The following is a 23,193-nucleotide window of genomic DNA, read 5'->3' as shown; positions in this document are numbered from 1 at the left end:
GCAGCGGTGTTGAGTCTCGGTGGCGCTCGCGGCGTCGGGCGAGGGCGGGCGCCTAGAGCACGAGGCGCGGGGAGCGTGTCCCTGACTGGGAGTCCGTACGGGTGCTCCACGCCCCGGGCGATCAATGCAGCTGTTGAGGGTTCCAGGAGCTGGCCCCCGCGTTGGGATTGACCTATTTCAACGGGTGGAAGCGTTGTGTGGCGGCGAGGTTGCCGTCTCGTGAGAGCCTTACGGAACCGCCTTGTCGATTGCGGCTTCGTAGAACGCGTCGGCGAGCGCCATGATGATCCCCTTGATCGCAGGCCCGTCAGTGAAGAAGTAGTTGGCCATGGTGTTGTGCGCCTCCTGGTTGTCGGAGATGGCCTCGGTGACCGCGGACTGGAAGTCCTGCGACTCCATGAACTGCTTCTTCGAGTTCACCCGGGTCTGCTGAATCAGGTCCGAGTCGGTGAGCAGCCGCTGCACGAGACCCTGCACGAACTCGCGGACCTGGGACTCGGCGAACGACTGAGCACCGAACAGGTCGTTCATCTTGTCGATGACGACCTGGAGCGCGACATACTTCGGCTCCTTCTTCGCACCGGTGCCGGCCGCGCTGATCCCCTTCAACGCGCCATCTCCGGTTAGCGAGATGTCGACGGCGATCCTCTTGGCGTGCTTCACCCCGACCAGGACCACGTCGGAGAGGTCAACGTCGGCGCTCCACGAGGTCTCAGCGATGACCTTCTCCAGGAGCCGGAGGAAGATCGAGAGCATCTCCAGGTACGGGTCGCCGTAGTCGAGGATCTGGCTCATGAAGTCGTAGAGCCGCACGTAGGTCGAGACGTCCTTGCGGAACAGGTCGAGGTCGTTGAGCCTGACCTTGTCCTCACCCTCGATCGCCGCCGCGTAGCGGCGCCGGAAGTCGTGCTGGGCCGGGCTGATCGCTGCCGAGAGCGCGTTGTTGCCTTTGCGGGTCACCCACAGCTCGGCGACCTGGCGGACCTGTTCCTCGGTGTAGATCCCCGCCTGGGCGAGCTTATTCGCCAGGTGGATGACCACGTACGGGTTGGTCTCGGTTTCCAGGGTCGCGTTGGTGAAGTAGGGATCGAAGGCGGCCCTGATGTCGTCGGGCTTGTTGGCGAAGTCGATGACGAACGTCTTGGCCTTCTGCTCACCATCAGCAGTGCGGTGAGTGCGGTTGAGCCGCGACAGCGTCTGCACCGCGGTAACCCCGGACAGCTTCTTGTCGACATACATCGATGACAGCAGCGGCTGGTCGAAGCCGGTCTGGAACTTGTTGGCCACGACCATGATCCGGTAGGCGTCGCCCTTGAACGCCGCAGCCAGGTCGGCGCCTGCGCCGGGGTTCATTTTGGCTTCGGTGAACTCATCCTCCTTCGACGGGGTCGGCCCCCACTCCTGGCTCCATTCGTCGTTCTCGGTCATCGACACTGACCCGGAGAAGGCGGCTAAAGCCCGATAGTCATAGGAGGGGTCCTCGGCGGCCCGCTTGGCGAGGAAGGCGTCGATCGCCTTGCGGTACTTCACCGCGGCCTTGCGCGAGTCGGTGACGACCATCGCCTTCGCCTTACCCTCCAGCAGGTGGGCGACGTTGACGTGGAAGTGCTCGACGATGATCTGCACCCTCTGGCTGATGTTGGTCGGGTGCAGCTGCACCCACCGCATGAGCCCTTTGCGCGCGGTCGCCTCCTCGACTTCACCGTCGCCGCTGCCGGGCTTGCCAGCGATTTTCAACACGGTGTCGTAGGACTGGTAGCCCTTGAGAGTGTCGAGGATGTAGCCCTCCTCGATCGCCTGCTTCATCGAGTACAGGTGGAACTCGCGCGGCTTGCCTTCCGGATCCTTGCGGCCGAATAGCTCCAGGGTCTTGTTCTTCGGGGTCGCGGTGAAAGCGAAGTAGGAGATGTTCTCCGACTCGGCCCGCTCCGTCATCTCCGAGGCCAGGATCGTCTCGACGTCGACCGAGCCACCCTCTTCGATCTCCTTGATCTCCTCGGCGGTCAGGACCTTCCTCAGCTTCGAGGAGATCTGCCCGGACTGCGAGGAGTGCGCCTCGTCGGCAATGACGGCGAACCGCTTGCCCTTCAGGCTGGAGTCACCGCGGATCTCATCGAGCGCGTGCGGGAACGTCTGCACCGTCACCGCGATGATCAGCTCGCCGTTCTTCAGCGCCCGCGCGAGCAGTCCGGACTTCGACTTCGCGCCGGCCTTGCGCACGTCCTCGGGGCTGATCGTCGCAACGATCTTCTTGGAGCCGTCGATCTGCCGGATCGCGTCCTGAAGCTGCCCGTCCAGCACCGTACGGTCGACGACCACGATGACCGAGTCGAAGACCTTCTCATCGTCGACGTGCAGTCGAGCAAGACGATGCGCCGTCCAGGCGATCGTGTTCGTCTTCCCCGATCCCGCAGAGTGCTCAATCAGGTAGCGCTGGCCGACACCCTCCCGCGTGACGGCGGCCACGATGTTCGTGACCGCCTCCCACTGGTGGAACCGCGGGAACAGCATGCTGGTACGGCGCACCGACGAGCCGGTGAGAACGTCCCACTCCTCTTTGGTCTCCACAATCATCAGCCGGCCGATGATGTTGAGCCAGGCGTGCTTCTCCCAGACCCGCTCCCACAGGTACGCCGTCGCTGACCTGCCGTCCGCGCCGGGCGGGTTCCCGGCGCCCTCCTCGAAGCCGGTGTTGAACGGCAGGAAGTGCGTCTTCTCACCCTCCAACCGGGTGGTCATCGCAGCCAAGTCGTTGGAGACCGCGAAATGGACCAGCGCTCGATGACCGAACGACAGCAGCGGCTCGCGTCGGCCGTTGGTCAGCGGGTTGCGGCCCTTGCGGTACTGCTGGATGGCCTCGTCCAGCGACTGGGTGAAGTCGGTCTTCAGCTCCACCGTCGCAACGGGGAGCCCATTGATGAAGAACACCAGATCGATGCTGCGTTGGTCGGCGGTCGAGAAGCGCACCTGCCGCATCACACGAACCCGCATCGCCGCATACTCGGCGTTCGTCTTCTCGTTTAGCGTCGTCTCGGGCCGGAACTGCGCCATCTTCAACCGGCCACCACCGATGTACTGCACCCCGCTGCGCAAGATGTTCAGCATCCCACCGCCGTGCTCCAACGGCTTGTCGAGCGCCGTAGTCAGCACGTCGAGGAACTTGGCCTGCGACCCAGCCGCCTTCAACGCCTTCTCGTACGCCGACTTCTGCGTCGCCTCCAGCCACGCGAACACGTCCTCCGGAAACAGCGCCCGCTCACGGTCATAGCCAGCGTCGTTGGCCGAATAGAGCCAGCCGTGGGCTGCGAGGTGCTCACAGATCTCGGTCTCGAAGACGACCTCTCTGTGGTTAGCCATTACGCCATCACACCTACGTCCATCTGACCCGTCACCGCGGCGGTGATCAGCGCAGACCGCCGCTCGCGGGCGAGTTCGACGAACCGCTCCGTCTCCGCGATCAGCGCGTCGGTCTTCGCGATCTGCTCATCCAGGTGCTGCGCGATGCGGCGCTGCTCTACGACTGAGGGCAGCGGTAGCACGATCCTTGAGATCGTCGTCTGATTCAGCCCAGCCACCGTCGACCCTACCGACCACTGCTCAAGCTGGCTGTGCGACTCCGGCGATTGAAAGAACCACCACAGGTAAGACGGATCAACGTCCTCGCTTGGGCGCAGCAGCATCGAGTCCGATCCGCAGATGTAGCCAGCTTCGGCCTCGGAGACGAGGGCAGACTTGTCGACTTCGCCCTTTCTCCCAAGAACGATGTCTCCAACCTCCAACTGGTGCCGTCTAAGTTCGGCCGCCTTTTCTGGAGTCACGGAAATCATCGCGTCCGGGGTGATTGCGCCACGTTTGATGTGAGTCGGGTTCACCACTGGAACGCCGTCTTCGACATATTCCTCGGCGGAAAGTTGGGTTCCAAACGGCCCTGTCTGAGCGAACTGGATCGCGTACCGGAGTCGCCCAGTTGCGGGTGCATCGAACTCTCCGGCGATCACGGCTGCGCGCCGCTCGCGGAGCATCTCGATCAGGCGCTGCTGCTCCTCGATGAGCGTGTCGATGCGGGCGGTCTCGCGGTCGAGGTAGTCGGCGATGGCGCGCTGCTGCTCCACCGGCGGCAGCGGGATCGGTACGCGTGCGAGCTTTTCGGCCGTAAGGTGTGGCATCGACACGACGTTGCTGTAGGCGCGAATGTAGCCGCTTGCCCGCAGCGCGATGAGGTAGAACACGATGAAGCGTCCATCGAAGTCGCCGATGGGTCGGAGCCGGTTGATTGAATTCTGGAAACCCCAGCCCGGAAGGTCGTTTTCGACGTAGGCAGCACGGCCGAATCCGCCTTGCCCGCCTTCGACAACGACGACATCGCCCGCCCGAATGCTCAACTGCTCCAGTTCGGCTTCGCCGAACCACATCTCGTTCACGTCATCGAGGGCAAGCAACCCATCGGGTTGCACGTTGGCTGCGCGCATGTATGGCGCGCTCACGTCACTGCCGCCGTCCTTGCTCTGGAGCATCTTGCCGAGCGTGACCGTCGCGACATTTTTGACCCGGCCAGTCAGCCAACCGTCCGGCAATCTCGTCCACAGTGGCCCGGTCACTGCTCGACCTCCCGCAGCAGGTCAAGAATCTTGGCGACCTGCTTCTCCAGGTCGGCGTCGATCTCGGCGAGCGGTCGGGGTGGGACGTAGTTGTAGAAGTGGCGGGTGAAGGGGATCTCGTAGCCGGTCTTGACCTTGGCCCAGTCGATCCACGCGTCGGGTGCGTGTGGTTTCACCTCGGTGTCGAAGTACGCCTGGATGACCTCGGGCTTGGCCGCGGCGCCAGCAGTCGAGCCGCCGTAGGTGAAGGGCACGTTCTCGGTGTCGCGCTTCTTGGAGTCGGGCTTCGGCTTGCCCTTGCGGTCGACGACCGGTTTGCCGTCATCGTCGAGCAGGGGTCGTTCGACGGTGATGGTCCAGTAGCCGAACTCGTCGTTGCGCAGCACCTTCGAGAGGTCCGGGTCTGCATCGGTGAAGTCGGCGTAAAGCCGGAGGATCTTAGCGCGGTCGAGGTCGCTAAGTTCGCGGTTCTTAGCCCCGAGGTTCTTGCGCATCTTGGTCCAGAACGAGCCGCCGTCGATGAGCTGGACCAGGCCCTTGCGGTCGGGGTGCTTGGTGTTGTCGAGAATCCAGATGTAGGTGGAGATGCCGGTGTTGAAGAACATGCTGGTCGGCAGCGCGACGATCGCCTCGACCAGGTCGTTCTCCAGCAGCCACCTGCGGATGTTGGACGGGCCGGACTCGGCGGCGCCGTTGAAGAGCGGCGAGCCGTTCATGACGATCCCGACCCGGCCGCCGCCGTCCTCGGGGGCGCGCATCTTGTGCGCAAGGTGCAGCAGGAACAGCATCTGCCCGTCCGAGGTGGCGGGCAGGCCCGGCGCGAACCGGCCATACGGGCCTGCCTCGTCGCGCTCCTTGGTGACGGCCTTGGCGTACTGCTTCCAGTCGACGCCGTACGGCGGGTTGGACATGCAGAAGTCGAACTGGCGGCCCTTGAAGGCGTCGTCGGTGAGTGTGTTGCCGAAGGCGATGTTGGACGCGTCGTGGCCCTTGGCGAGCAGGTCGGACTTGCAGATCGCGTACGACTGCGGGTTGTACTCCTGGCCGTACAGGCTCAGCCGGGCGTCCGGGTTCTGTGTGAGCAGGTGCTCCTCGGCCAGGGCGAGCATGCCGCCGGTGCCAGCGGTGGGGTCGTAGAGCGTGCGGACGATGCCCGCCTCGGTCAGGGCGGAGTCCTTCTCGGCGAAGAGTAGGTCGACCAGTAGCCGGATCGCGTCGCGCGGCGTGTAGTGGTCACCGGAGGTCTCGTTCGCGGCCTCGTTGAACTTGCGGATGATGTACTCGAACGCGTCCCCCATGTCGGCGTTGGACACGACCTCGGGGTGCAGGTCTATGGCGCCGAAGGACTTCACGATCTCGCGCAGGAGACCGGCCCGCTCCAGGGCGATAATCTGCTTCTTGAAGTCGAAGTACTCGAACACGTCGACGTCGGCGGAGAACCGGTCGATGTAGTCGACGAGGTTGTCCTCGAGCCCGTCTGCGTCCTTCAGAAGGTTGGCGAAGCTGTACTTCGAGGTGTTGTAGAACGGCCGGCCAGTCTTCTTCTTGACCTCGGTCCGGAGCCGGTTCGGGTTCTCGTATACCGTGGCCAGGTCTCGGACGGTCTCGCGGTCCGGCTCCAGGATGCAGTCGAGGCGCCGAAGGATCGTGAACGGGAGGATCACGTTCCCGTACTGGTTGGGGCGGTAGGGACCCCGAAGCTGGTCGGCGATCGACCAGATGAAACTACCGAGCGTGCTCACAAGGCTCCTTACAGGAATCGCTCAACGTACCTGGCAGCGCCGACCCACCGGGTAGTCGCGCCCCGTGGGGCAACACCCATCCGCTGACGGGGCGTCATGAAGCCATCTTCGCGCACCGTGGCCTCCTGCGTACCCGGGAGTCAGGCGGAATTACAGGCCGCCCGCACCGTAGCGGAGGGGATGGGCTCCAACTGCCCCCAGGCAACGGCGGCAAGCTCAGCAGCGCTGTGGAGGCTGAGCTTGCGCCGGTTGGACGTGGGCCTGGTGTTGCTGCACCGGTGAAGCTCTGTCAGGTAGGCATGTCTCCGTTGCTGGTCTGTGCGATGTACTCGGCGGTGAGCTCATCGGCCAGATCTCGCCACCCAACAGTGGTGAGGAGAACATGTGCGATGAGCTGTATGTCTTTTGCTTTGTCGGGGTCCTCTAGGGTGCGCTGTGCGGCTGTGGCCAGTACCTGCGCGAAACGATGCGCGGCGTCGTCGGTGTTGTCGTTGATCATCGGGCGGATGACGGCGTCGAAGGATTCCCACGACTTGAGTAGTTCACCTTGGGCCAGATGCTGCTCAAACCACCAAACTCTGGCTTGCCGCACGTTCGCCAAGGCGATTTGAGTGAGGCAGCTGAGCCGTTCCGCCGCAAGCGTCTGTTCCAGGTGGGCGGCACGTAGCGACTCGTCGTAGGAATCGGCCCGGCGCGCGTTGTCGGGGGTGACTGTCAGGCTGATATGCGCCTTGATACGCAGGCCTGGGTACTCCTCTGCGTCTCGCCATGAAGCGAGATCTAGCACAAGTTGTTGTTGGGCGGTGTATACGTCTGCGGGGGTGGTGCCGGAGGTGCATGCGCGGGCTGTGTTGTAGACCTCGCTCAGCGCGGCGGCTCGCGCAGCTCTGGCCGAGGTCAGAGTGCATGCCGGGCCTCCAAATCTGAACCAGACGCGCCCGTCCGCCATGAGATGGATTCCAGGTATTTGGGTGGTCAGGGCCGCATGGAAGGCGGTACTGCGCGGCCACGGCAGCAGGCGCATGTCACCCAGCCCGTACCAGCGTGTCGTGGACTGAGGCTTCGTTGGCCAGCGGGTAGAAGGCTCTGGACAGGACCGCGTGCCAGAAGGTTCCAGGGTCAGGGAGTCTTTCCTCTGGCAGGAATCTCTTGAGATCCTGGTAGCGGTCGCCGGTGAACACCGCACCGAGCAGGTCAATCAGCACGTCGCCGGGGAGGGTGCGTTGCTCGGCCTGGGCGGCCCAGGTGCGAATGATGGAGTCAGCGATCGGCATAGCGTCGGGTTCTGCCAGGGCCCGCCGAAGACTGGTGACGACCATGGCATGAGTCTCATCGCTTCGGAGTTCGTGTCCGTCTTCGCCCAAGAGCAGTGCGCTGCCAGCGCTCGTGGCCGCCAGCGCCATGAAGGCGACGAGGCCCGCGCGCGGGTAGCGGCCGTCGGCAAGCCAGGATTCGATGGCGGCGCGGACGAGCTGCGGATGTGCTGTGGCCAGGCAGACCCAGGCGGTGGAGACCGCCTCGCTGGCGAAGACTGATCGCTCTCCGGCCAGGCGCAGCCGTGCCAAAGCGGGACCTGGCATCTTGGCACCAAACGAGCCGCCACAAACTTCGGCGACGAGGTCGATCACGTCTTGGGTGGGCGACCCGTACAGCCAGGTGTACAGGCGGCTTCGCATGTAGGAGCCGAAGCGCTCATCCAGCGCGGCCGTCGACAACGCGCGCACCGCCAGCGCTCGGCGCTTTGGTGCCAGCGTGTCACGCAATTGCTTGAACACCTCCCCCGCGCGGTAATGGATCCCCAGATCCACCAAGGCATCGACGACCAGGGCAGCGTCGTCTGCGGGGAGTTCAGCCGCCTGGCTGGTCGCCCAGCCGACGAAGCGCTTGTGCTGGGTGGGGAACTCTTGCCAGAAGTGTCGTAGGACCGACGAGGACAGCCCTTGCTTGCCCGGATCAAGCTCGACACGATCTCCGTTCTCCTTGATGAATGCGGACGCGAAACGCTTGGATGAAATGTCCCCGCCCAGGATCTCTCTGGGGGTGCGGTCATCCCCCAGTTCGCCGATCAGTGCGTCCGACATCCGAAGCACCGACTCACGCCTTCCGCCGTTGCACAAGGCACCCGACCACAGGACGATCCTGGCGTGGAGTTTCTGGGGGAAGGTGTCGAAGAAGGACTTCCAGCCTTGGTATTGATCGATGATGTGCCGGGGATCGGCGGTGGCCGAGGAGGCGATCATCTTGGCGAGCCGGCAGGCGTCTTCGGCTCTCGGAGCCGAGTCCCAGATCGGCTTGTAGATCGGATTGTCGAGTATTTTGCTGCCCTCTGCGACGCCACGAACGGCCAGCTCTCGCTCCACCAGCGTCTTGGCATCGGGAGAACCGAGCTCCACCACGGCGTCGCGGGCTTCGTCCGCCCATGGACCGCTCCAGGTGTTGTGCGTGGTGATGATCACGATGCGGGAACCCTGCTGCTTGCGCTGGGCCGCCCACTGAAGCAGCTCGGTGCCGAAACCCCGTTTCGCCGGCTTGTCAGCGGGCTCGGACAGGTCCAGGAGGAAGCCGCCGTCCGGCAGGTTCTGCAGGCATTTCACGTTGGGTCTTTGCCAGGCGGCTTCCAGGTCATACAGGTCCGACGGACCGCGCGTATCGCAGAGCAGGCGCAGGGCGGTGGTGCGTCGGCCGCTGCCTGCTGGGGCGAGAAGGACGACGATTCCCAGTTCGGCGAGCTTTGCTGCCGCGTCTCGCAAACCGGTAGTCGGTGGGACGAAGCGTTCATCTGCACACGCCGCCACCCCCTTGGAGGAGATCGCGACGGGCTCCACGTGGTCGGTTGAGTAATAGTGGAAGTTCTGCAGCCTTGCCGCGAAGGTGGTGTTTCCCTCCCCGCCGACCGTGACCGTGACCTCCGAGGCGACCTCGGCCTGTTGCGGCGCTGAGGGTTCGTTGTCGATTGGCTCGGGAGAGATGGCCGGTGTGGCTTCGAGCATCTCGGCAAGGGCGTCGGCCTCTTGGGACGGCGCGGTGTCGTTGTCGGCCCGCATGGCTGAATCACTGCTGGGTGGCTCGGTGGGCGAAAGCTGAGACGCTGGCGGCCATGCACGATTGTCGGCAAGGGGGGTGGAGGGATCTGCGGGGGGATAGCCGTTCATGTTCTCCCTCAAGAGTGATGGGACGGTGGGTTAGTGCCTGCGGAAGTCGAGGTTGTGGAAGGTCTGGGTTTCGGCCGCCCAGGAAGGGCCTGATCCGTTGTTGATCAACGAAATTCTCGGCGCCGGCTCATTTGGTGCGTGGCCTGCGTGTGTGCCGTTGTCTGGGCCGAGATGAAGGCCCCACCTGCTCCGAAGGGTGCGCTGAAGAAATTGCGCATCGATCTGGCCTGCTCGTGGCCCGCACTCCTGGGCTAGATCGCACAAATGCGCGAATAGGTCGGCAGCACTCACCCGACTTCCGAAAGCTGTCGCGAGCTCGTCCATTTCCGAACGTGTATCGCGGCCGTCCGGCCCCAGATCGACCTGCCAGACATGCAAGGACGCGAGTATGTGATGGGCAAGGGCCGCCGCTTCGCCGCCCTGCATGGAGACCGCGGCCTCAACCGCAGCTACCACGTGAGCGTGGCGGGCGCGTATTCGGCTGCTGGTGATGTTCTCGCCCATCAGCGCCCGCAGGGATTCGTGATCGGGCTGCGCACGGGCCATCTCGGCCACTTCCCGCAGTTCGGCCAACTCGGTTGCGGGCCCTCCAGCGATCAAGCCGAGCCGCAAGGCCCCATCGGCGATGTCGACGTCCTGTTCCCGGATGGCCCGCGCCGCCGAGGCCATGACCTTGATGAAGTCCGGGTCCTTGCCCCGGATGTAGATCTTCTGCTTGACCTGCATCTGTATCCGCGGGCCCGTGGGAGCGGGGGAGCCATGCGCGACGATGTCGTCGAAGGGGTAGCCAGATACTTGCTGCTGCAGTCCGATTCGGTCGAGGGGCAACTGGATTCCGATGGGGATATGAGCGCCACGCAGAAGCCGACTGAACATGATAGCGGCGAACTGATATTCGAAAATCGTTCCAGCTCCGCCAGTCGCTTTCGGGGAAGAGAGCCGATCGTTCACCTAGATCACCCGTCCGTTCTCGTGATCGCTCTGGACCTTCGCCGTCAGAGTAGAAGAGCCCACCGACAAAAGCGTCGAGCTACCCTTAACGCTCTGTCCGATATCAGCGATTCGCGTAGCCGATTGGCCCAATTGCTAGATTTAAGACGACCCGCAACTAGTACGGCAGCCGCCATTCGTTAGCTGAGCTGGATGTATGCGGTGGTCAGGCGGGCGCGGCGGTGGAACCAGCGGGCTCGGGCTTGGTGTCGGCGTCGCCAGGCGGACCAATGGGCGGTGTGCTCCAGCGATGGGGCCGATGTGATGACGGCGTTGAGCAGGCGTTTCACCTCCGCGACCGTGAGCGGGATCATGCCGGGATCGGCGGGCGGCCGCTGGTCGGGATGGAGGTCGCTATACCAGCGATATACCGAGGGCTGCTATAACTCATACGAAAGAACTCCCCTATTTTCGGAGGAGAATCGCATGCGGAAACTCGCAGCATCCCTCGCCCTTGCAGCGGGCACGTTCGTACTGACGAATCCCAGCCCAGCTCTAGCGTTACCCAGCGGATGCTCAGCATGGAATGTCTACCCAAGCCGAAACCATCCCACAGACGGTGGCCAGGCCCAATGCACACGAGGTACGGGGCATGTAAGGGCGATCGTCTATTGCACGAAAGATCCCCAGACCGGCTGGGGTTCGTACTATTACAGTACCTGGGTCAGCGTCGGTCAAAAGGCGACCAAATACTGCCCGTACGACAAGTTCTATGTCGTAAGCACAGGATACGAGCGCGCACCATAGTAGACGCGTGCTCTGCGATGAAACCCTACTATCGGGTTGTCGACTTTAAGGCGACCTGTGTGGACGCTCACGTAGTTCGACCCTACGGAAGGCCCACGTAATTCTCCGCCGAGCGCCGACCGCAAGGGGTGCATGGGGCGGCGACCCCCCCAACACCCATCGAGCCGATCAACGACCCACTGCTGGCCCAAACAAGACGTCTGGGTGGGACCAGTTCAAGCTGTCTCAACATCCCATGATGATCGCTAACAAGGGGCCACTCGAGACCGGCGTTCTCCAGATGGGGCCAACTCAGGCCGTCCCAACCATCCGCTGGATGAACAGTGCCGGGACAGCTGACCGGAGCGTCGGTGGCCGGACATATGGACACAGGACCTATCCAGAGGGAGCGCGCTTAACGGTGGCGTCGCGCTCAGGCGTTCCCGGCGGCGAACCTTGACGCCATATCGGCACCATACCAAGGGCCGCTAGAACTCTTTCCTCAGAAGAATCCACCTATCCGAAGCAGAGAAGGAGAATCGCATGCGGAAACTCGCAGCATCGCTCGCCCTTGCAGTGGGCGCGTTCGTACTGGTGAATCCCAGCCCAGCTCTGGCAGTGCCTTCCGGATGCACGGCATGGAATATATATGCGAACGGAACATCCCGGACTATTGACGGCGGCACAGCAAAGTGCACCGGAGGAACGGGGCATTTCCGAGCTTTGCTCTACTGCACTGACGATCCCAAGTCCGGTTGGGGAACTTATTACAAGAGCGCGTGGGTCAGAACACCGGGAACCTCATCCCTGCTCTGCCCGAGATCGCAGCGATACATCATGGCCACAGCATACGAGCGGGCGACCTGGTAGGTCGTGCGGATGTCCCTGCTGCCTCGGGACACCCGTCGGGGCATCCTATGTCGCGTCGATTCTCCGTCTTCGTATCTAGCTAGTACGGCAGCCGCCATTCGCGGGTCTGAGCTGGCTGGACCCGGTCCCACCCGATGCGATCTTGTGATCGGAGGCAGAGGCAAGAGGAACAGCCGCTCATGATCATGTCTGTGTGAAGAGAACAAGATCGCGAGCGGCTGCTGCGCTCATCGTAGAGGCCGAACGCATCCAGCGGAACATCACGACCCTGATGACCGCTCTGGCGCCGCTGTTCACCCGGATCGAACCACGGCTGCAGGCTGGCAAATATGTCCGGGCGGTGATGTCCGACCTGTCCAAACGCAACGGCTGGACGATCGCTGAGTGGATCGGGGACCTGCGGCCGGATGCCACCCAGCGCCTGCTCAACCGTGCCCGCTGGGACACCCTGGGCGCGCTGAGCGCCGTACGCCGCTTCGCGGTCACCGGACTGGACGCTGCCGCCAGGCCCGGCAGCCTCATCGTCGGAGCATTGGATGAGTCCGGTCAGGAGAAGAAGGGCAGCGCCACAGCTGGAGTCAAGCGCCAGCACATGGGCTGCGCGGGCGGGATCGACAACGGCATCAACACCGTGCACTTGGCCTACGTCCGCGCAGGCGTGGGGCATGCGCTGATCGGGTCACGGCAATGGATCCCCGCCGAGCAGATCAGTGACCCGGTCACCGCGATCACCGCCGGCCTGCCGACCGACCTTGCCTTCGCCACCAAGGGCGAGTTGGCCATCACCCTGCTGGGCGAGGCCTTCGCCGACAGCGTCGGCCTCGATTTCGTCGCCGGCGATGAGGTCTACGGCGCGTGCACCCGCCTGCGCCACTTCCTGGAAGCCCACCAGCAGGGCTACGTCCTGCGGGTGCGCGCCACCTTCTCCCTGACCCTCGGCGGCGGTAGCTGCCTGACCTGCACCCAGACGGTCACCAAGCATCTGAAGCAGAAACGCAAGTGGACGATCCGCTCGGCTGGGGACTGGAGTTGCCCCGGTTTGGTGGACACCTGATCTCTGGGGAACCCTGGTTCCCGGAAGAAGGAGTCTGCTGTGCCGAACAACTATCCGCCGGAGTTTCGCCGGCAGATGGTGGAGCTTGTGCGCGCGGGACGGTCGCCGGAGGAACTGGCCAAGGAGTTCCAGCCGTCCGCGCAGTCGATCCGTGTCTAGGTGCGTCAGGCCGATCTCGATGATGGCCGCCGCCAGGATGGCCTGACCAGCGCTGAGAAGGCTGAGCTTGCCCGGCTGCGGCGGGAGAACAAGATCCTGCGCGAGGAGAAGGAGATCTTGCGGAAGGCCGCGCTTTCTTCGCGCGGGAGACGGATCTGCCGAGATGAGGTTCCGGCTGATCCATGCGGAGACGGACCACCACGAGGTCTCCCTGCTGGCCCGGGTGCTGGGTGTGTCGCGCCAGGGCTACTACGCTTGGGCCGCTCGTCGACGGCGCGGCCCGTCGGCGCGGGCCCGACAGGACCAGGTACTGACGGAGAAGATCCGCCGACATCACCAGGCCTCCGATGAGATCTACGGGGCGCCGCGCATCCATGTCGATCTGCGGGAGATCGACGGCGTCCGGGTGGGCCGCAAGCGGGTGGCCCGGCTGATGCGCGCCGCCGGGCTGGCCGGGGTGAGCAGACGCAAGGGTTGTCGCACCACCGTCTCCGATCGGCAGGTTGCGGCCGCCTCCGACCTGGTCCGGCGTCAGTTCACCGCGGCCGAGCCGAACCGCGTCTGGACCGCCGACATCACGTATGTGCCGACCTGGCAGGGCTTCGTCTACCTGGCGGTGGTGCTGGATGTGTTCTCCAGGCGGATCGTGGGCTGGGCGATGGCCGATCACATGCGCACCGAGCTGGTGACCGACGCGCTGGCGATGGCGATCCATCAGCGCCGGCCAGAGGCCGGGGTGATCCATCACAGCGATAAGGGCAGCCAGTACACCTCGATCGCCTTCGGCCGGCGCTGTGAGCAGGCCGGCGTCCGTCCGTCGACGGGTCGGACCGGGACGTGCTTCGACAATGCGATCACCGAGAGCTTCTTCGCCTCGCTGGAGTGCGAGCTGATCGACCGGCGCAGCTTCCGCACCAGGTCAGAAGCCGAACGAGCCCCCTTCAGCTACATCGAGGGGTTCTACAACCCACGCCGCCGCCACTCCGCCAACAGTCAGCTCAGCCCCGCTGAATACGAGCGTCGACACGCGCTCAGGAACATCCACGACCTCGACTATGCTGCCGCGTAGTCGCAAGCCCTGATGTGTCTACTGAACCGGGCCAACTTCAGTTCGCCGTAGATCAGCATCCGGTCGGTGCATTCGGCTCGGACGGTGCGCACCCAGCGCTCGGCGTAGCAGTTGGCCCAAGGTGTCCGCGGTGGCGTCTTCATCACCGTGATCCCCTCGCCGGTGAAGATCTGATCGAAGGCGGCGGTGAGTTTGGCATCCCGGTCACGGATGAGAAACCGGAACGAGACGGCCCGATGCCCGAGATCCATGATCAGGTTGCGGACCTGCTGCACGGTCCAAGCTCCGGGGGATGAGCGGCGACGGCCAGGACGTGCACGCGTCGAGTCTCCACCTCCATCACGAGCAACACAGGCCAACAACGTGCCCGGGGGTGACCAGCCGATGAGCACGCAGCACCGACGGCAAGAAGCGGGCCAAGGCCGCGAGAAGCGCCCGATCGGCCCAGTCCGGCTTCGGCCGGACGACCTGACGCTTCAACACCGCCACCCCATGGCGGAGCACCATGACCTCGACATCCTTGGACGCCTGACCACGACCCAGCAACACCAATCAGCCAAACACACGAATCAAGGTCAGATACAGCAGACGAACCGACACAGACCGCGATCTTGCAGCACGGCGCATGGAGGTCAAAACCGCAGATCAAGCATCACGCGATGAGCTATGAAGCGTTACACGCAAGACGAGGGCGCGGATAGAGCGGACAGTAAGCGGGCGCCCTCGCCACTTCGGCCGGCGTCCGGGGCGTGCCGCTGTTTCACGATCTCGCGGTGCGCAGGATGGTGTCCGGGCGGACAACAAGCCGCAGCCTGCGCATGACCGCACGCGGCAGTGAGGACAGGAGCGCCGCCAGGAAGAAGCGGACCTCACCCGTACATCGACGCCGAGCTGCCGTTCCAAGACCATGATCTGGTGATGTAGAGCGAGAATCTCGGCATCCTTGTCCCGATCACTCATCAGTAGCAGCTGTAGCGCGGCGAAGGCGTTCGTGACGGTCAGATAGGCCAGGCGAAGAAGCACGAACGATCATCATGCCGCACCAATCCTTCACGAACGAGTGGAGACCATCTATGCCGTCCGGGGTTTCGCAAGGCCCTGACCTGGTCGGACGGGATTATCGGCAGGCGCAGACCCACAACGTTGCTCTCTGCAGTGACATCCCGATCACCAACTTTTCCTTGCGCACCTGGACAAGGTCTGAGAGATCCGCAACGACCTGATGCACTCCACCCCAGATCCGCCCTCTCATGATCAGTACGGGACCGTCGAAGGACTACTCAATCTGCTGCGCACAGTTGATCCCAGACCATGAACAGGCAGGCGCGGAGGATTCCAGCTCAGCGCCTATCCGGCGAATGTCACGTGAAGTATCCACACGGTCACATAACCGGGTTAATGTCAGTCATGGAGATTGGGGAAGAGTGGGCTTATCGCGAGCGGCCGAGGGCGCTGGCCGATCCCGTGCACCGCGTCACGATCGTGAAGATTCGGGATAGCGACGACTCGATCAGGATCCGCCGGCTGGACGGCGACGACGCCGGGCTACAGGAATGGGTCTCCTATACGTCTCTGCTCGACCGCTGGACCGACGTCGAACCGCGGCTCAACGACGAGCGGCGCCTTCGGGTCGTCAGAGAAGCATCGTCTGCTGCCATCGACACGGTGGAGTATGAAGCCGCGTTGCTCGTCGTGAAGGACTGTGGGCTTGGCCGACGGGTGATCCTCGGACGAAGCAAGACCGAGACGGGAGTCCTGCGGATCGACAAGCCTGCGGGAATGGCTGATCGTCTGGGACTTACCGTCGAGGAACTAGCCGACGACCCTCTCGCCTTCCATGATCGTCGTGGGGCGTTGATCAGCCCTTGGCGAGCAGCACGGCAGCTGATGCCGACGATCGCTACGACCTTCTCCGAAGGGATCATAGAAGCGATCCACCGGGAAGAAGCAGAACTGCGTTCGGAGATCCTCTACAGCTACCCTTACCGGCAATCCTGGGAGGACGCCGGCGAGGAACGCAAAGTACGGCTGCGCGAGCGGGAACCGGTGCACGCCTTGGTGCGGCAGTGGTGCGGGCAGGAAGCCGTTGAGCGGTTCGATGAACTGATCGCCTTACGCCACGAAGTTGTACGACTTGGCAAGCTCCTGGACCGGGCGGTCGAGGCACTACGCAAGCGCGGGGCTGCGGCTACCGCCGCCACCATTGAAAGCGACCTGGGCGTCCCCATCGCCATGCTGATGGATAGAGATCCTCGTCCCTGACGTCGGCGGGTTCTTCCGGTCGTAATTCTCGTTCGCCTCGACCTTCCTCCCGTAGGTAGCGGCTCAGGGTCTCCGGCGTCGGTTCGATGTCGAAATTCGCTTCGGTCAGCACGCTCGGCGTGTGCAAGGGATCCATGTGATCCGCTTGTGCTCGCGCCCACGTCACCCACTGCGTAAGCGTTGCCTCCTGTGCAGGCAGAGTCGCCGCAAGTGTTTCCAGCCCCAGACAGAATTCGCGGATCGCCGCGGCGCAGGCCCATCCCTCCAGCGCCTGGCCAAAGACTCGCCGCCTGTGCTCCTCTCTTACCTGGTCGGCGGCCAGCGCACGTTCCCTATCGCGCGCTGCTTGCCGCTCCGCCTCGCGTCGGCGCCGTTCCTCCTCCTGGCGTCGCCACTTCTCAGCGCGCTCCCGCTCAGCCTTCTCTCGCTCCAGGCGCGCCCGCTGGTCGGCCTCAGCGCGCCGCGCAATCTCTTTGACGACCGCGCGTAGCTTGTCCTCCAGACGTGACCGCTTGTCGTCCGCCCAGCACCGCAGACCGCGCCCCTCCCCCAGCTCGAGCCTGAGCCGGCCCGAAGGGACCTCGTCGTACTCGGGCGTGACCCGCTGCCAGGTGTAGAGCTTTCGGCTCCGGAGTTCCTCTTCGGTGTACACGTGAGGAACGCGGTCGAGTTCCTCTCTGATGTTCAGCGCGTACTGGTGCCCACTCGCGTACGCGTGGAGGCCGCGTGGTTTCCCTCGCCTGGATATGCCAAGGCTATGGCCGTGTTTCAGCAGGTCGTCTGCTAAGGCGCGTATCACTTTTAGGGCGCGGCCGATCATCGCGTCAGTGACGTCGATGGAACGGCGATCTTCTCGAAGCCAGTCCGCAAGCTCGTCAGGTTCGGTGATCAGGTCACGGGCGCTCAGTCGAATGCGGTTCCAGTCCGTCTCATCGGGTTGTGCGGCATCCTCCAGCCGGAGGATGAGATCTCCGCGGTCACGGCCGGTATGCAGGAGGCGAAAGCCTTCGGGGATCAATCCGTGACGCTTGGCCGCGTCCAAAGCCCGTCGATGAAGCGCCCTGCTGGCCTCGTCCGGGTCGCGGACATGCAGCGTCCCACCTTCGTCCTGCAAGCGCTTGATCAGTTCAGCCGCCAAAGCGTGAGGTGATTGCGGCCTCACGTTGGCAGATCGTTTTCCGCTCTTGGAACTCACGGTGGGAGATCTCGGAGCCGTGGCGCCCCGGTAGTAGCCGTGCTCGAGATAGAAGCGGCCTGCCTCGGTTACCTCAGCGACCCAGACGCCGTTTGTCCGGGGGGTTGAAACTAAGCCCCTGTCCCGGAGTGCATACACGGTACGAGCCAAATCACTGTCCTTGGCGGTGACCGGATCGCCCTCCGCGATCCGGCGCAGGGTCGCCATCTGGCGCTCGTTCAGCTTGGCCCACCGACGCATATCACTACATGACACCAGGCCGCCACCATACGCAACCGGATTGCGCGACCACGGGCTATTCAATGTATGAGACGAAGGAGCATGGCCGATCATCATGCCGCACCTGGCTCCATCTACTGGGGACAGCCCAGCTCGAATCACCAGACTAAGCCGTCGTACGACGATGACCCGGCCGGATGCAGTTCTCGGCAGGCGCAACGTCCTTTGAGCGGAGAGGTGGCAGGCTCCGGCCGAGGTGCCGAGAAACTCATCGCCGTTATCGCGCTGATCGTCGCCAAAGAAGCAGCTCTGCCTCTGCCGAAGTCCTCGCGCTCAAAGTGCGGGGGCCGTAGCCTGAAAGGCTTTCCCTTCTACGAGTGGAGACCCGCCGTGGAGATCACGCCATTCGAGGAGTTGCAGCAGCCGGACGAGCGCTCGCTGCGGTTCTCGCCGTGGGGCTTCGGAGGACGAATGCGTCCCGAGGACGCAGCGGCTTTCCAGCAGGAGACCGTCGGCTATTCCGATCTCGTGCCCCAGGTCTGCGAGCGTGTCCGGACCCGCTTCGACCAGGTCCGCGAGACGTTCAGCTACGGGGTTCTCAACTACGGTTTGTTCACAGCAGCTCATGACCAGGCATACCTTACGCTTGAATTCGCCGTGCGGGCACGCTTCCTCGAGTTCTACGGCGGTGCGATCACCGTCGTTGATGACGGCGTCGACCGCCAGGAGGCTGTGACGACGTTTGATGAGGTTCGCGGCCAATTCCAGCGACGCAGGGGCCGTTCGACACCCAAACTGCGGCTCCGCAACGGCCGGGCGATCGCGTTCGATGGCATGCTGGACGCCCTGATGACGTGGGCACGCGCCGAGGGCCTGCTAAGCGGGCAACGCACCCGCCATATGGAGCCGCTGTTCCGCAAGTTCCGAAACTTCGTTGCGCACGAGGCAGGCGACCACATCACGACGCCCGTCAATGCTGCCCGCGCAATCAGAGACCTGGCCGAGACGATCAACCGGCTGTGGGGTGTCCCGACACCCGGCGGGCGATTGTATCCGGCGCCGATCCGCCGCGAGCCGCTCGCCCTCGCGTGGAGTGAGGACGAGCGCTCGAGTTCGACAGGCCCAGCCGAGAACGCCAAAGCCGCCGCGGCCGAGCCGGACAACGAACTTCATGTTGTCGTACTCGCCGCTGCGCACGATGACGAGCTGAACTACTTCGATGCGCGCTACGAAACCTCGCACCTCCCACAAGACCTGCTGTGGGGACCAGGCACCCGGGAGGAGGCCATCGCCTGGTACGAGCGTGAGCGACCTGACGGAGACGAGGTCGACGTGCTGGATCGGCTGTTCGTCCTCCGCTTTCATGAACAGCGGCTCTATCTGCCCCAGCAGAGCGATATCGTCGCCGGACTCGGCCCCCATGCCCGCAGAGGCACCTGGTATCTCGCCCGGACGGATTCGCCGCTCGACGCCTTCAACCACCTGCGACAGGTGCTCGCAGGAGGGGCCGGTAATCGATGTAGCCGTCGAGGTGAATGCCGGCAATGCGCTGTCGAGATGATCGGCGGTGGCCCGTGGGAACAGGTGGTGCGTCTCCTCGCCGACCACGACGTGACGCCGACGCCCTGCTTCGTTCCGGATGTCCGCGTCCCGTCATGGCGGCCGCGATGGAACGAGATCATCGGCGATGGCAACTGGAATGCGCCCGCTGACGAGGGCCAGCGGTAGCAGCAGAGCCGTATGGTACGCAAAGGACTGAGCCATTTTCATCCTGAGTGGTAGCAGCTCTCGACCTTGCCGAGGGCGAGGATGGCCTGCACGAGCATGGTGATGCGGTGAAGGCAGCAGCGGACCCGGTCCAGGATCTTCCAGGTTTTCACCTTTGCCACGGCGCGTTCGCCAATCGTTCGGATAGTCAAGAGCGCGCAATAGCGTGCCGGGCCCCGTGTCGCGTGCTCGTCGCGTGCTCTTCGGCCATCGGTACCCCCGCACACTGGCCGATATTCTTGGACATTTTCAAGGGCGACATTGGCGGCTAGAGCGGTACATTGAAAGACGGATTGACACTACCGGGTATTGAATTTGTCGACTTTTAATCCGTAGGTTCCGGGTTCGAGCCCCGGGCGCCCTACCACTCAGCACCCCATTTGACCTGGGGTTTCTCGTTTCTCTGGCCGCCTCTGAGAGGCGAGAACGGCCAAGCATTCCTCCGAGCCGGTCGCGTCGGCGGACGTCCAGGACAGTGACGCGCGCCGGTTCAGTGATCGGGTCGGGGACAGCGCGGAGTGGTGCCGCCTGGTCGAGGGCCTGGTGAGCGCGATGTTCGTTGTAGAAGCGTTCGTACTCGGCCAGGGCGTGGCGCAGGTGGTGTTCGTTCCAGAGCAGGCAGCGGTCCAGGAGTTCGCGGCAGCATGTCTGCACCCATCGCTCCATGATGGAGTTCATCCGCGGCATCCGAATGCCGGTGAGTACTGTCTGGATGCCGACTTCGGCGAGGATCTCGTCCATGCGAGCGGGGAACTTGCCGTCACGGTCGCGGATCAGGAACCGGGCCCGGCAGCCCGCATCCTCCAGATCCATGACGAGGTTCTTCATCGCCTGGGTCACCCAGACCGCAGTCGGGTTGGCGGTGGTGCCGAGCACACGGACGCGCCGACTGGCGTGCTCGATGACAGCCAGGATGTACTGGAGTTGCCCGCTCAGGGTCACGGTCTCGATGAAGTCGCAGGCCAGGAGTGCGCCGGCTTGGGATCGTAGGAAGTCGGCCCAGGTGGTGGATGTTCGCTCGGGTGCTGGGTCGATGCCTTCCTGTTGGAGGATCTCCCAGACCGTGGACGGTGCGACCTTGAGGCCGAGTGTGGCGAGTTCGCCGTGCACCCGCCGGTTGCCCCAGGAGGGGTTCTCTGCTACCAGGCGCAGGATGAGTATGCGGAATGGAGCGGACGGTTGGCGGACGTCCTCGCTGCTTCGGCCGGCAGGTCCGGGCGTGCTGCTGTTTCACGATCTCGCGGTGCCAGCGCAGGATGGTGTCCGGGCGGACGACAAACCGCAGCCGACGTAAGATGGCTCGGGGCAGTGAGGTCAGGAGCGCCGCCAGGAAGAAGCGATCTTCGCGCGCGGACTTTACTCTCACATCGGCGCCGAGCTGCCGCTCTAAGACCATGACCTGATGGCGTAGAGCGAGAATCTCGACGTCCTTGTCACGATCGCTCATCGGTAGCAGCCGTAGCACGGCGAACGCGCTCGTGACGGTCAGATAGGCCAGACGAAGAAGCACGAACGATCATCATGCCGCACCGGTGCTCCTACACGGACGAGTGAGGAGCGCCTACACCTCCGGGGCTTCGCAAGGCCATGACCTGGCCGGACGGGATTTTCGGCAGGCGCAGAGTCCAACCTTCGGCAGCGTCCAGGCGACGGCCAACGCCTTCACAGTCGACGCCTGGAAGCGCGCAAACCGACACACTGGGCATCTGACCGCGCCGGGGCTGCCCAAGAAGCGGCCGACTGGCTCGTCGGCCGCTTCTCCCGGTTGGCCCGGGCCAGCGCTGAGCTTCAGAGGGCCTGGTAGAGGGTGGTCCAGAAGTCGTGGATGAGGTGCGCCGAGTTCGGCGCGGACATCCCGACCTGGGTGAGCAGGATGCCGGTGAGCCCGTTGACTGGGTCGGCGTAGGCGGAGGTGCCCGCTCCGCCGTCCCAGCCGAACTGGCCGATCGGCGCGTAGTCACCCCGGTGGGTGCGTACCGCCATACCGAATCCCCAGCCGCCGTGCTGCCCCTGGCCGTGCGACAGGTGAACCATTGACGTGGCCATCGCGTGCCGTACTTCCTGCTGCGACGGGGTGAGGCGGTTGGTGGTCATGAGTTCGACGGCGGGACGCGACAGGATGCGCTCGCCCTCGTGAACACCGCCATTGAGCAGCATCTGGAAATAGGCGTGGAAATCATCGGCGGTGGAGACCAGGCCGCCGCCGCTGCCCTGGAAGGGCGGCGGGGAGCTCCAGCGCCCGCCTTCAGCCTGGTCCCACACGTGGAACTCGCCGCTGACAGGGTCGGGGGCGTACAGGTCGGGCAGGCGGTGGATCTGGGAGGCGGGGACGTGGAAGGAAGTGTCCTTCATGCCCATCGGTCCGAAGACGCGTTCCTTCAAGAAGGACTCGAACTCCTGGCCTGCTACCCGGGCCACGAGGACGCTCAGGACGTCGTGGCTGATCTGGTACTGCCAGCGCTCGCCCGGCTGGTACATCAGCGGGAGCGCGCCCAGTCGGCTGATCCACTCGTCCGGGCCGGGCATCGGCACCGGGAGGTCGGGGGTGAGACCGTTTGAGAAGATCTCGCCCATGATCGGCGAGCCCATCAGGGTCATGTCCATGCCGAACCCGAACGTGGACGTCAACAGGTCGCGCACAGTGATCGGGCGTCGAGCGGGGACGGTGTCGTCAAGCGGGCCGGTGGGGTCCTTCAGCACCTGCCGGTCGGCGAGCTCGGGCAGCCACGCGTCAACCGGGTCGTCCAGGCGGATCCGGCACTCGTCGAGCAGGACCATCGCCGCCGACATCGCGACCGGCTTGGTGGTGGAGGCCATCCGGAAGATCGTGTCGCGGCTCATCGCCGGGCCGCCGTCGTGACGAAGCGTCCCGATCGCCTCGACGTGCGTTTCGTCACCCCGGCTGACCAGGGCGACCAGTCCGGGGATCTTGCCGGACTCAACGTGCCGCTCCAGGACGTCCCGGAGTCTGTGCATTCCAATCTTGGACAACATGGGTGAAACTCCCTAGCTGAGGGCTGCGGTGATCTTGCGGGACATCTCTGCCAGAACAGGACTGTCCTGGCCCTGCGTCGCGGCCTCGATGGCGACCTGGATGGTGGTGCGGAAGTCGTCGGCGTCGGGGCCGAGCAGGGCGACGGAGGCCGTCAGGGCGGGCAGGACCTGGTCGGCCAGTTCCGCGACCGTCTTGCCGTACAGGTTGATGTCTCCGCTCTTGGCGGCGAGCACGTGGCCGATCGGGCCGGTGGCCGAGGCCAGCGCGATGGAGCCCTGGGTGGCGACCCTGTGCGGTGAGTCGGTTGCGGCGGCCAGCAGCGAGACGGCGCCGTAGGCGGCGGTGCGCAGGGTGGACTTGTCCTGGTCGGTCAGGGTGAGAGACATGAAAGTGAT

The 23,193-nt window shown here is 64.2% G+C and carries 14 protein-coding genes and 2 pseudogenes; 4 read left to right on the top strand and 12 right to left on the bottom strand.

Going from position 1 to position 23,193, the window contains the following annotated elements:
• Positions 1 to 228: 228 nt before the first annotated feature.
• From HNR30_RS18460 to HNR30_RS18435, 6 genes are all read right to left on the bottom strand, one after another.
• Entirely contained in the window at positions 229 to 3,357 is a 3,129-nt protein-coding gene (locus HNR30_RS18460) for a type I restriction endonuclease subunit R (protein ID WP_181611066.1), read from the bottom strand.
• Positions 3,357 to 4,598 carry a restriction endonuclease subunit S gene (locus HNR30_RS18455; protein ID WP_181611065.1) on the bottom strand — a complete coding sequence of 414 codons (1,242 nt, stop codon included), beginning with the start codon at positions 4,596 to 4,598 and terminating at the stop codon, positions 3,357 to 3,359. Before HNR30_RS18455 ends, HNR30_RS18460 begins: the two co-directional genes overlap by 1 nt.
• Positions 4,595 to 6,340: an HsdM family class I SAM-dependent methyltransferase gene (locus HNR30_RS18450; protein ID WP_181611064.1), complete on the bottom strand. Its 1,746-nt coding sequence runs from the start codon at positions 6,338 to 6,340 to the stop codon at positions 4,595 to 4,597. The genes HNR30_RS18455 and HNR30_RS18450 overlap by 4 nt, the downstream gene beginning before the upstream one ends.
• 289 nt (positions 6,341 to 6,629) lie before the next feature.
• The gene (locus HNR30_RS18445) at positions 6,630 to 7,364 is read right to left on the bottom strand and encodes a hypothetical protein (RefSeq protein ID WP_181611063.1); all 735 of its coding nucleotides are present in this window, start codon (positions 7,362 to 7,364) and stop codon (positions 6,630 to 6,632) included.
• A gap of 1 nt (position 7,365) precedes the next feature.
• A complete protein-coding gene (locus HNR30_RS18440) occupies positions 7,366 to 9,384 on the bottom strand; it encodes a hypothetical protein (protein ID WP_181611062.1) in 2,019 nt (672 codons plus the stop codon).
• Positions 9,385 to 9,522: 138 nt separating this feature from the next.
• Positions 9,523 to 10,443, bottom strand: coding sequence for a hypothetical protein (locus HNR30_RS18435; RefSeq protein ID WP_181611061.1), 921 nt, complete (start codon positions 10,441 to 10,443; stop codon positions 9,523 to 9,525).
• Between the two features lie 1,882 nt (positions 10,444 to 12,325).
• Here HNR30_RS18435 and HNR30_RS18430 point away from each other — a divergent pair.
• Positions 12,326 to 13,108: pseudogene (locus HNR30_RS18430) on the top strand (IS701 family transposase); the annotation flags it as partial.
• A 99-nt stretch (positions 13,109 to 13,207) separates the two neighbouring features.
• A pseudogene (locus HNR30_RS18425) lies at positions 13,208 to 14,360 on the top strand (IS3 family transposase).
• Here the strand turns inward: HNR30_RS18425 and HNR30_RS18420 are convergent.
• The gene (locus HNR30_RS18420) at positions 14,345 to 14,635 is read right to left on the bottom strand and encodes an integrase core domain-containing protein (RefSeq protein ID WP_181611059.1); all 291 of its coding nucleotides are present in this window, start codon (positions 14,633 to 14,635) and stop codon (positions 14,345 to 14,347) included. The pseudogene HNR30_RS18425 and the gene HNR30_RS18420 sit on opposite strands and share 16 nt — an antisense overlap.
• A gap of 1,132 nt (positions 14,636 to 15,767) precedes the next feature.
• Between HNR30_RS18420 and HNR30_RS18415 the strand changes: the two genes are divergently transcribed.
• On the top strand, positions 15,768 to 16,622 hold the full coding sequence (locus HNR30_RS18415) for a hypothetical protein (protein ID WP_181611058.1): 855 nt from the start codon (positions 15,768 to 15,770) through the stop codon (positions 16,620 to 16,622).
• On the opposite strand, the gene HNR30_RS18410 is transcribed toward HNR30_RS18415, so the two are convergent.
• Entirely contained in the window at positions 16,549 to 18,153 is a 1,605-nt protein-coding gene (locus tag HNR30_RS18410; RefSeq protein ID WP_181611057.1) for a hypothetical protein, read from the bottom strand. The two genes, HNR30_RS18415 and HNR30_RS18410, sit on opposite strands and share 74 nt — an antisense overlap.
• On the opposite strand from HNR30_RS18410, the gene HNR30_RS18405 reads away from it, so the two are divergent.
• Positions 18,139 to 19,764: a hypothetical protein gene (locus tag HNR30_RS18405; RefSeq protein WP_181611056.1), complete on the top strand. Its 1,626-nt coding sequence runs from the start codon at positions 18,139 to 18,141 to the stop codon at positions 19,762 to 19,764. The two genes, HNR30_RS18410 and HNR30_RS18405, sit on opposite strands and share 15 nt — an antisense overlap.
• A 38-nt stretch (positions 19,765 to 19,802) precedes the next feature.
• Here HNR30_RS18405 and HNR30_RS47855 read toward each other — a convergent pair whose 3' ends face one another.
• The 4 genes from HNR30_RS47855 to HNR30_RS18390 all read right to left on the bottom strand — a co-directional run bounded on the left by HNR30_RS47855 (position 19,803) and on the right by HNR30_RS18390 (position 23,184).
• Positions 19,803 to 19,925 carry a hypothetical protein gene (locus HNR30_RS47855; protein ID WP_376771745.1) on the bottom strand — a complete coding sequence of 41 codons (123 nt, stop codon included), beginning with the start codon at positions 19,923 to 19,925 and terminating at the stop codon, positions 19,803 to 19,805.
• A 127-nt stretch (positions 19,926 to 20,052) separates the two neighbouring features.
• The gene (locus HNR30_RS50160; RefSeq protein WP_220133641.1) at positions 20,053 to 20,913 is read right to left on the bottom strand and encodes an integrase core domain-containing protein; all 861 of its coding nucleotides are present in this window, start codon (positions 20,911 to 20,913) and stop codon (positions 20,053 to 20,055) included.
• A gap of 678 nt (positions 20,914 to 21,591) precedes the next feature.
• Positions 21,592 to 22,779 (bottom strand): serine hydrolase domain-containing protein, encoded by a 1,188-nt coding sequence (locus tag HNR30_RS18395; protein ID WP_246378661.1) that lies wholly within the window; start codon positions 22,777 to 22,779, stop codon positions 21,592 to 21,594.
• Between the two features lie 30 nt (positions 22,780 to 22,809).
• Positions 22,810 to 23,184, bottom strand: coding sequence for a hypothetical protein (locus HNR30_RS18390; RefSeq protein ID WP_181611054.1), 375 nt, complete (start codon positions 23,182 to 23,184; stop codon positions 22,810 to 22,812).
• Positions 23,185 to 23,193: the final 9 nt, after the last annotated feature.

The sequence above is a fragment of the Nonomuraea soli genome (assembly GCF_013761175.1).
Classification (GTDB): domain Bacteria; phylum Actinomycetota; class Actinomycetes; order Streptosporangiales; family Streptosporangiaceae; genus Nonomuraea; species Nonomuraea soli.
This window is presented reverse-complemented; position numbering and strand designations above follow the sequence as displayed.

Coding starts and splice junctions, on each gene's coding strand:
- HNR30_RS18460 (WP_181611066.1), bottom strand. CDS start 3,357: ATGGCTAACCACAGAGAGGTCGTCTTCGAGACCGAGATCTGTGAGCAC.
- HNR30_RS18445 (WP_181611063.1), bottom strand. CDS start 7,364: ATGCGCCTGCTGCCGTGGCCGCGCAGTACCGCCTTCCATGCGGCCCTG.
- HNR30_RS18440 (WP_181611062.1), bottom strand. CDS start 9,384: ATGCGGGCCGACAACGACACCGCGCCGTCCCAAGAGGCCGACGCCCTT.
- HNR30_RS18415 (WP_181611058.1), top strand. CDS start 15,768: ATGGAGATTGGGGAAGAGTGGGCTTATCGCGAGCGGCCGAGGGCGCTG.
- HNR30_RS18405 (WP_181611056.1), top strand. CDS start 18,139: ATGGCCGATCATCATGCCGCACCTGGCTCCATCTACTGGGGACAGCCC.
- HNR30_RS18410 (WP_181611057.1), bottom strand. CDS start 18,153: ATGATGATCGGCCATGCTCCTTCGTCTCATACATTGAATAGCCCGTGG.
- HNR30_RS18395 (WP_246378661.1), bottom strand. CDS start 22,779: ATGCACAGACTCCGGGACGTCCTGGAGCGGCACGTTGAGTCCGGCAAG.
- HNR30_RS18390 (WP_181611054.1), bottom strand. CDS start 23,184: ATGTCTCTCACCCTGACCGACCAGGACAAGTCCACCCTGCGCACCGCC.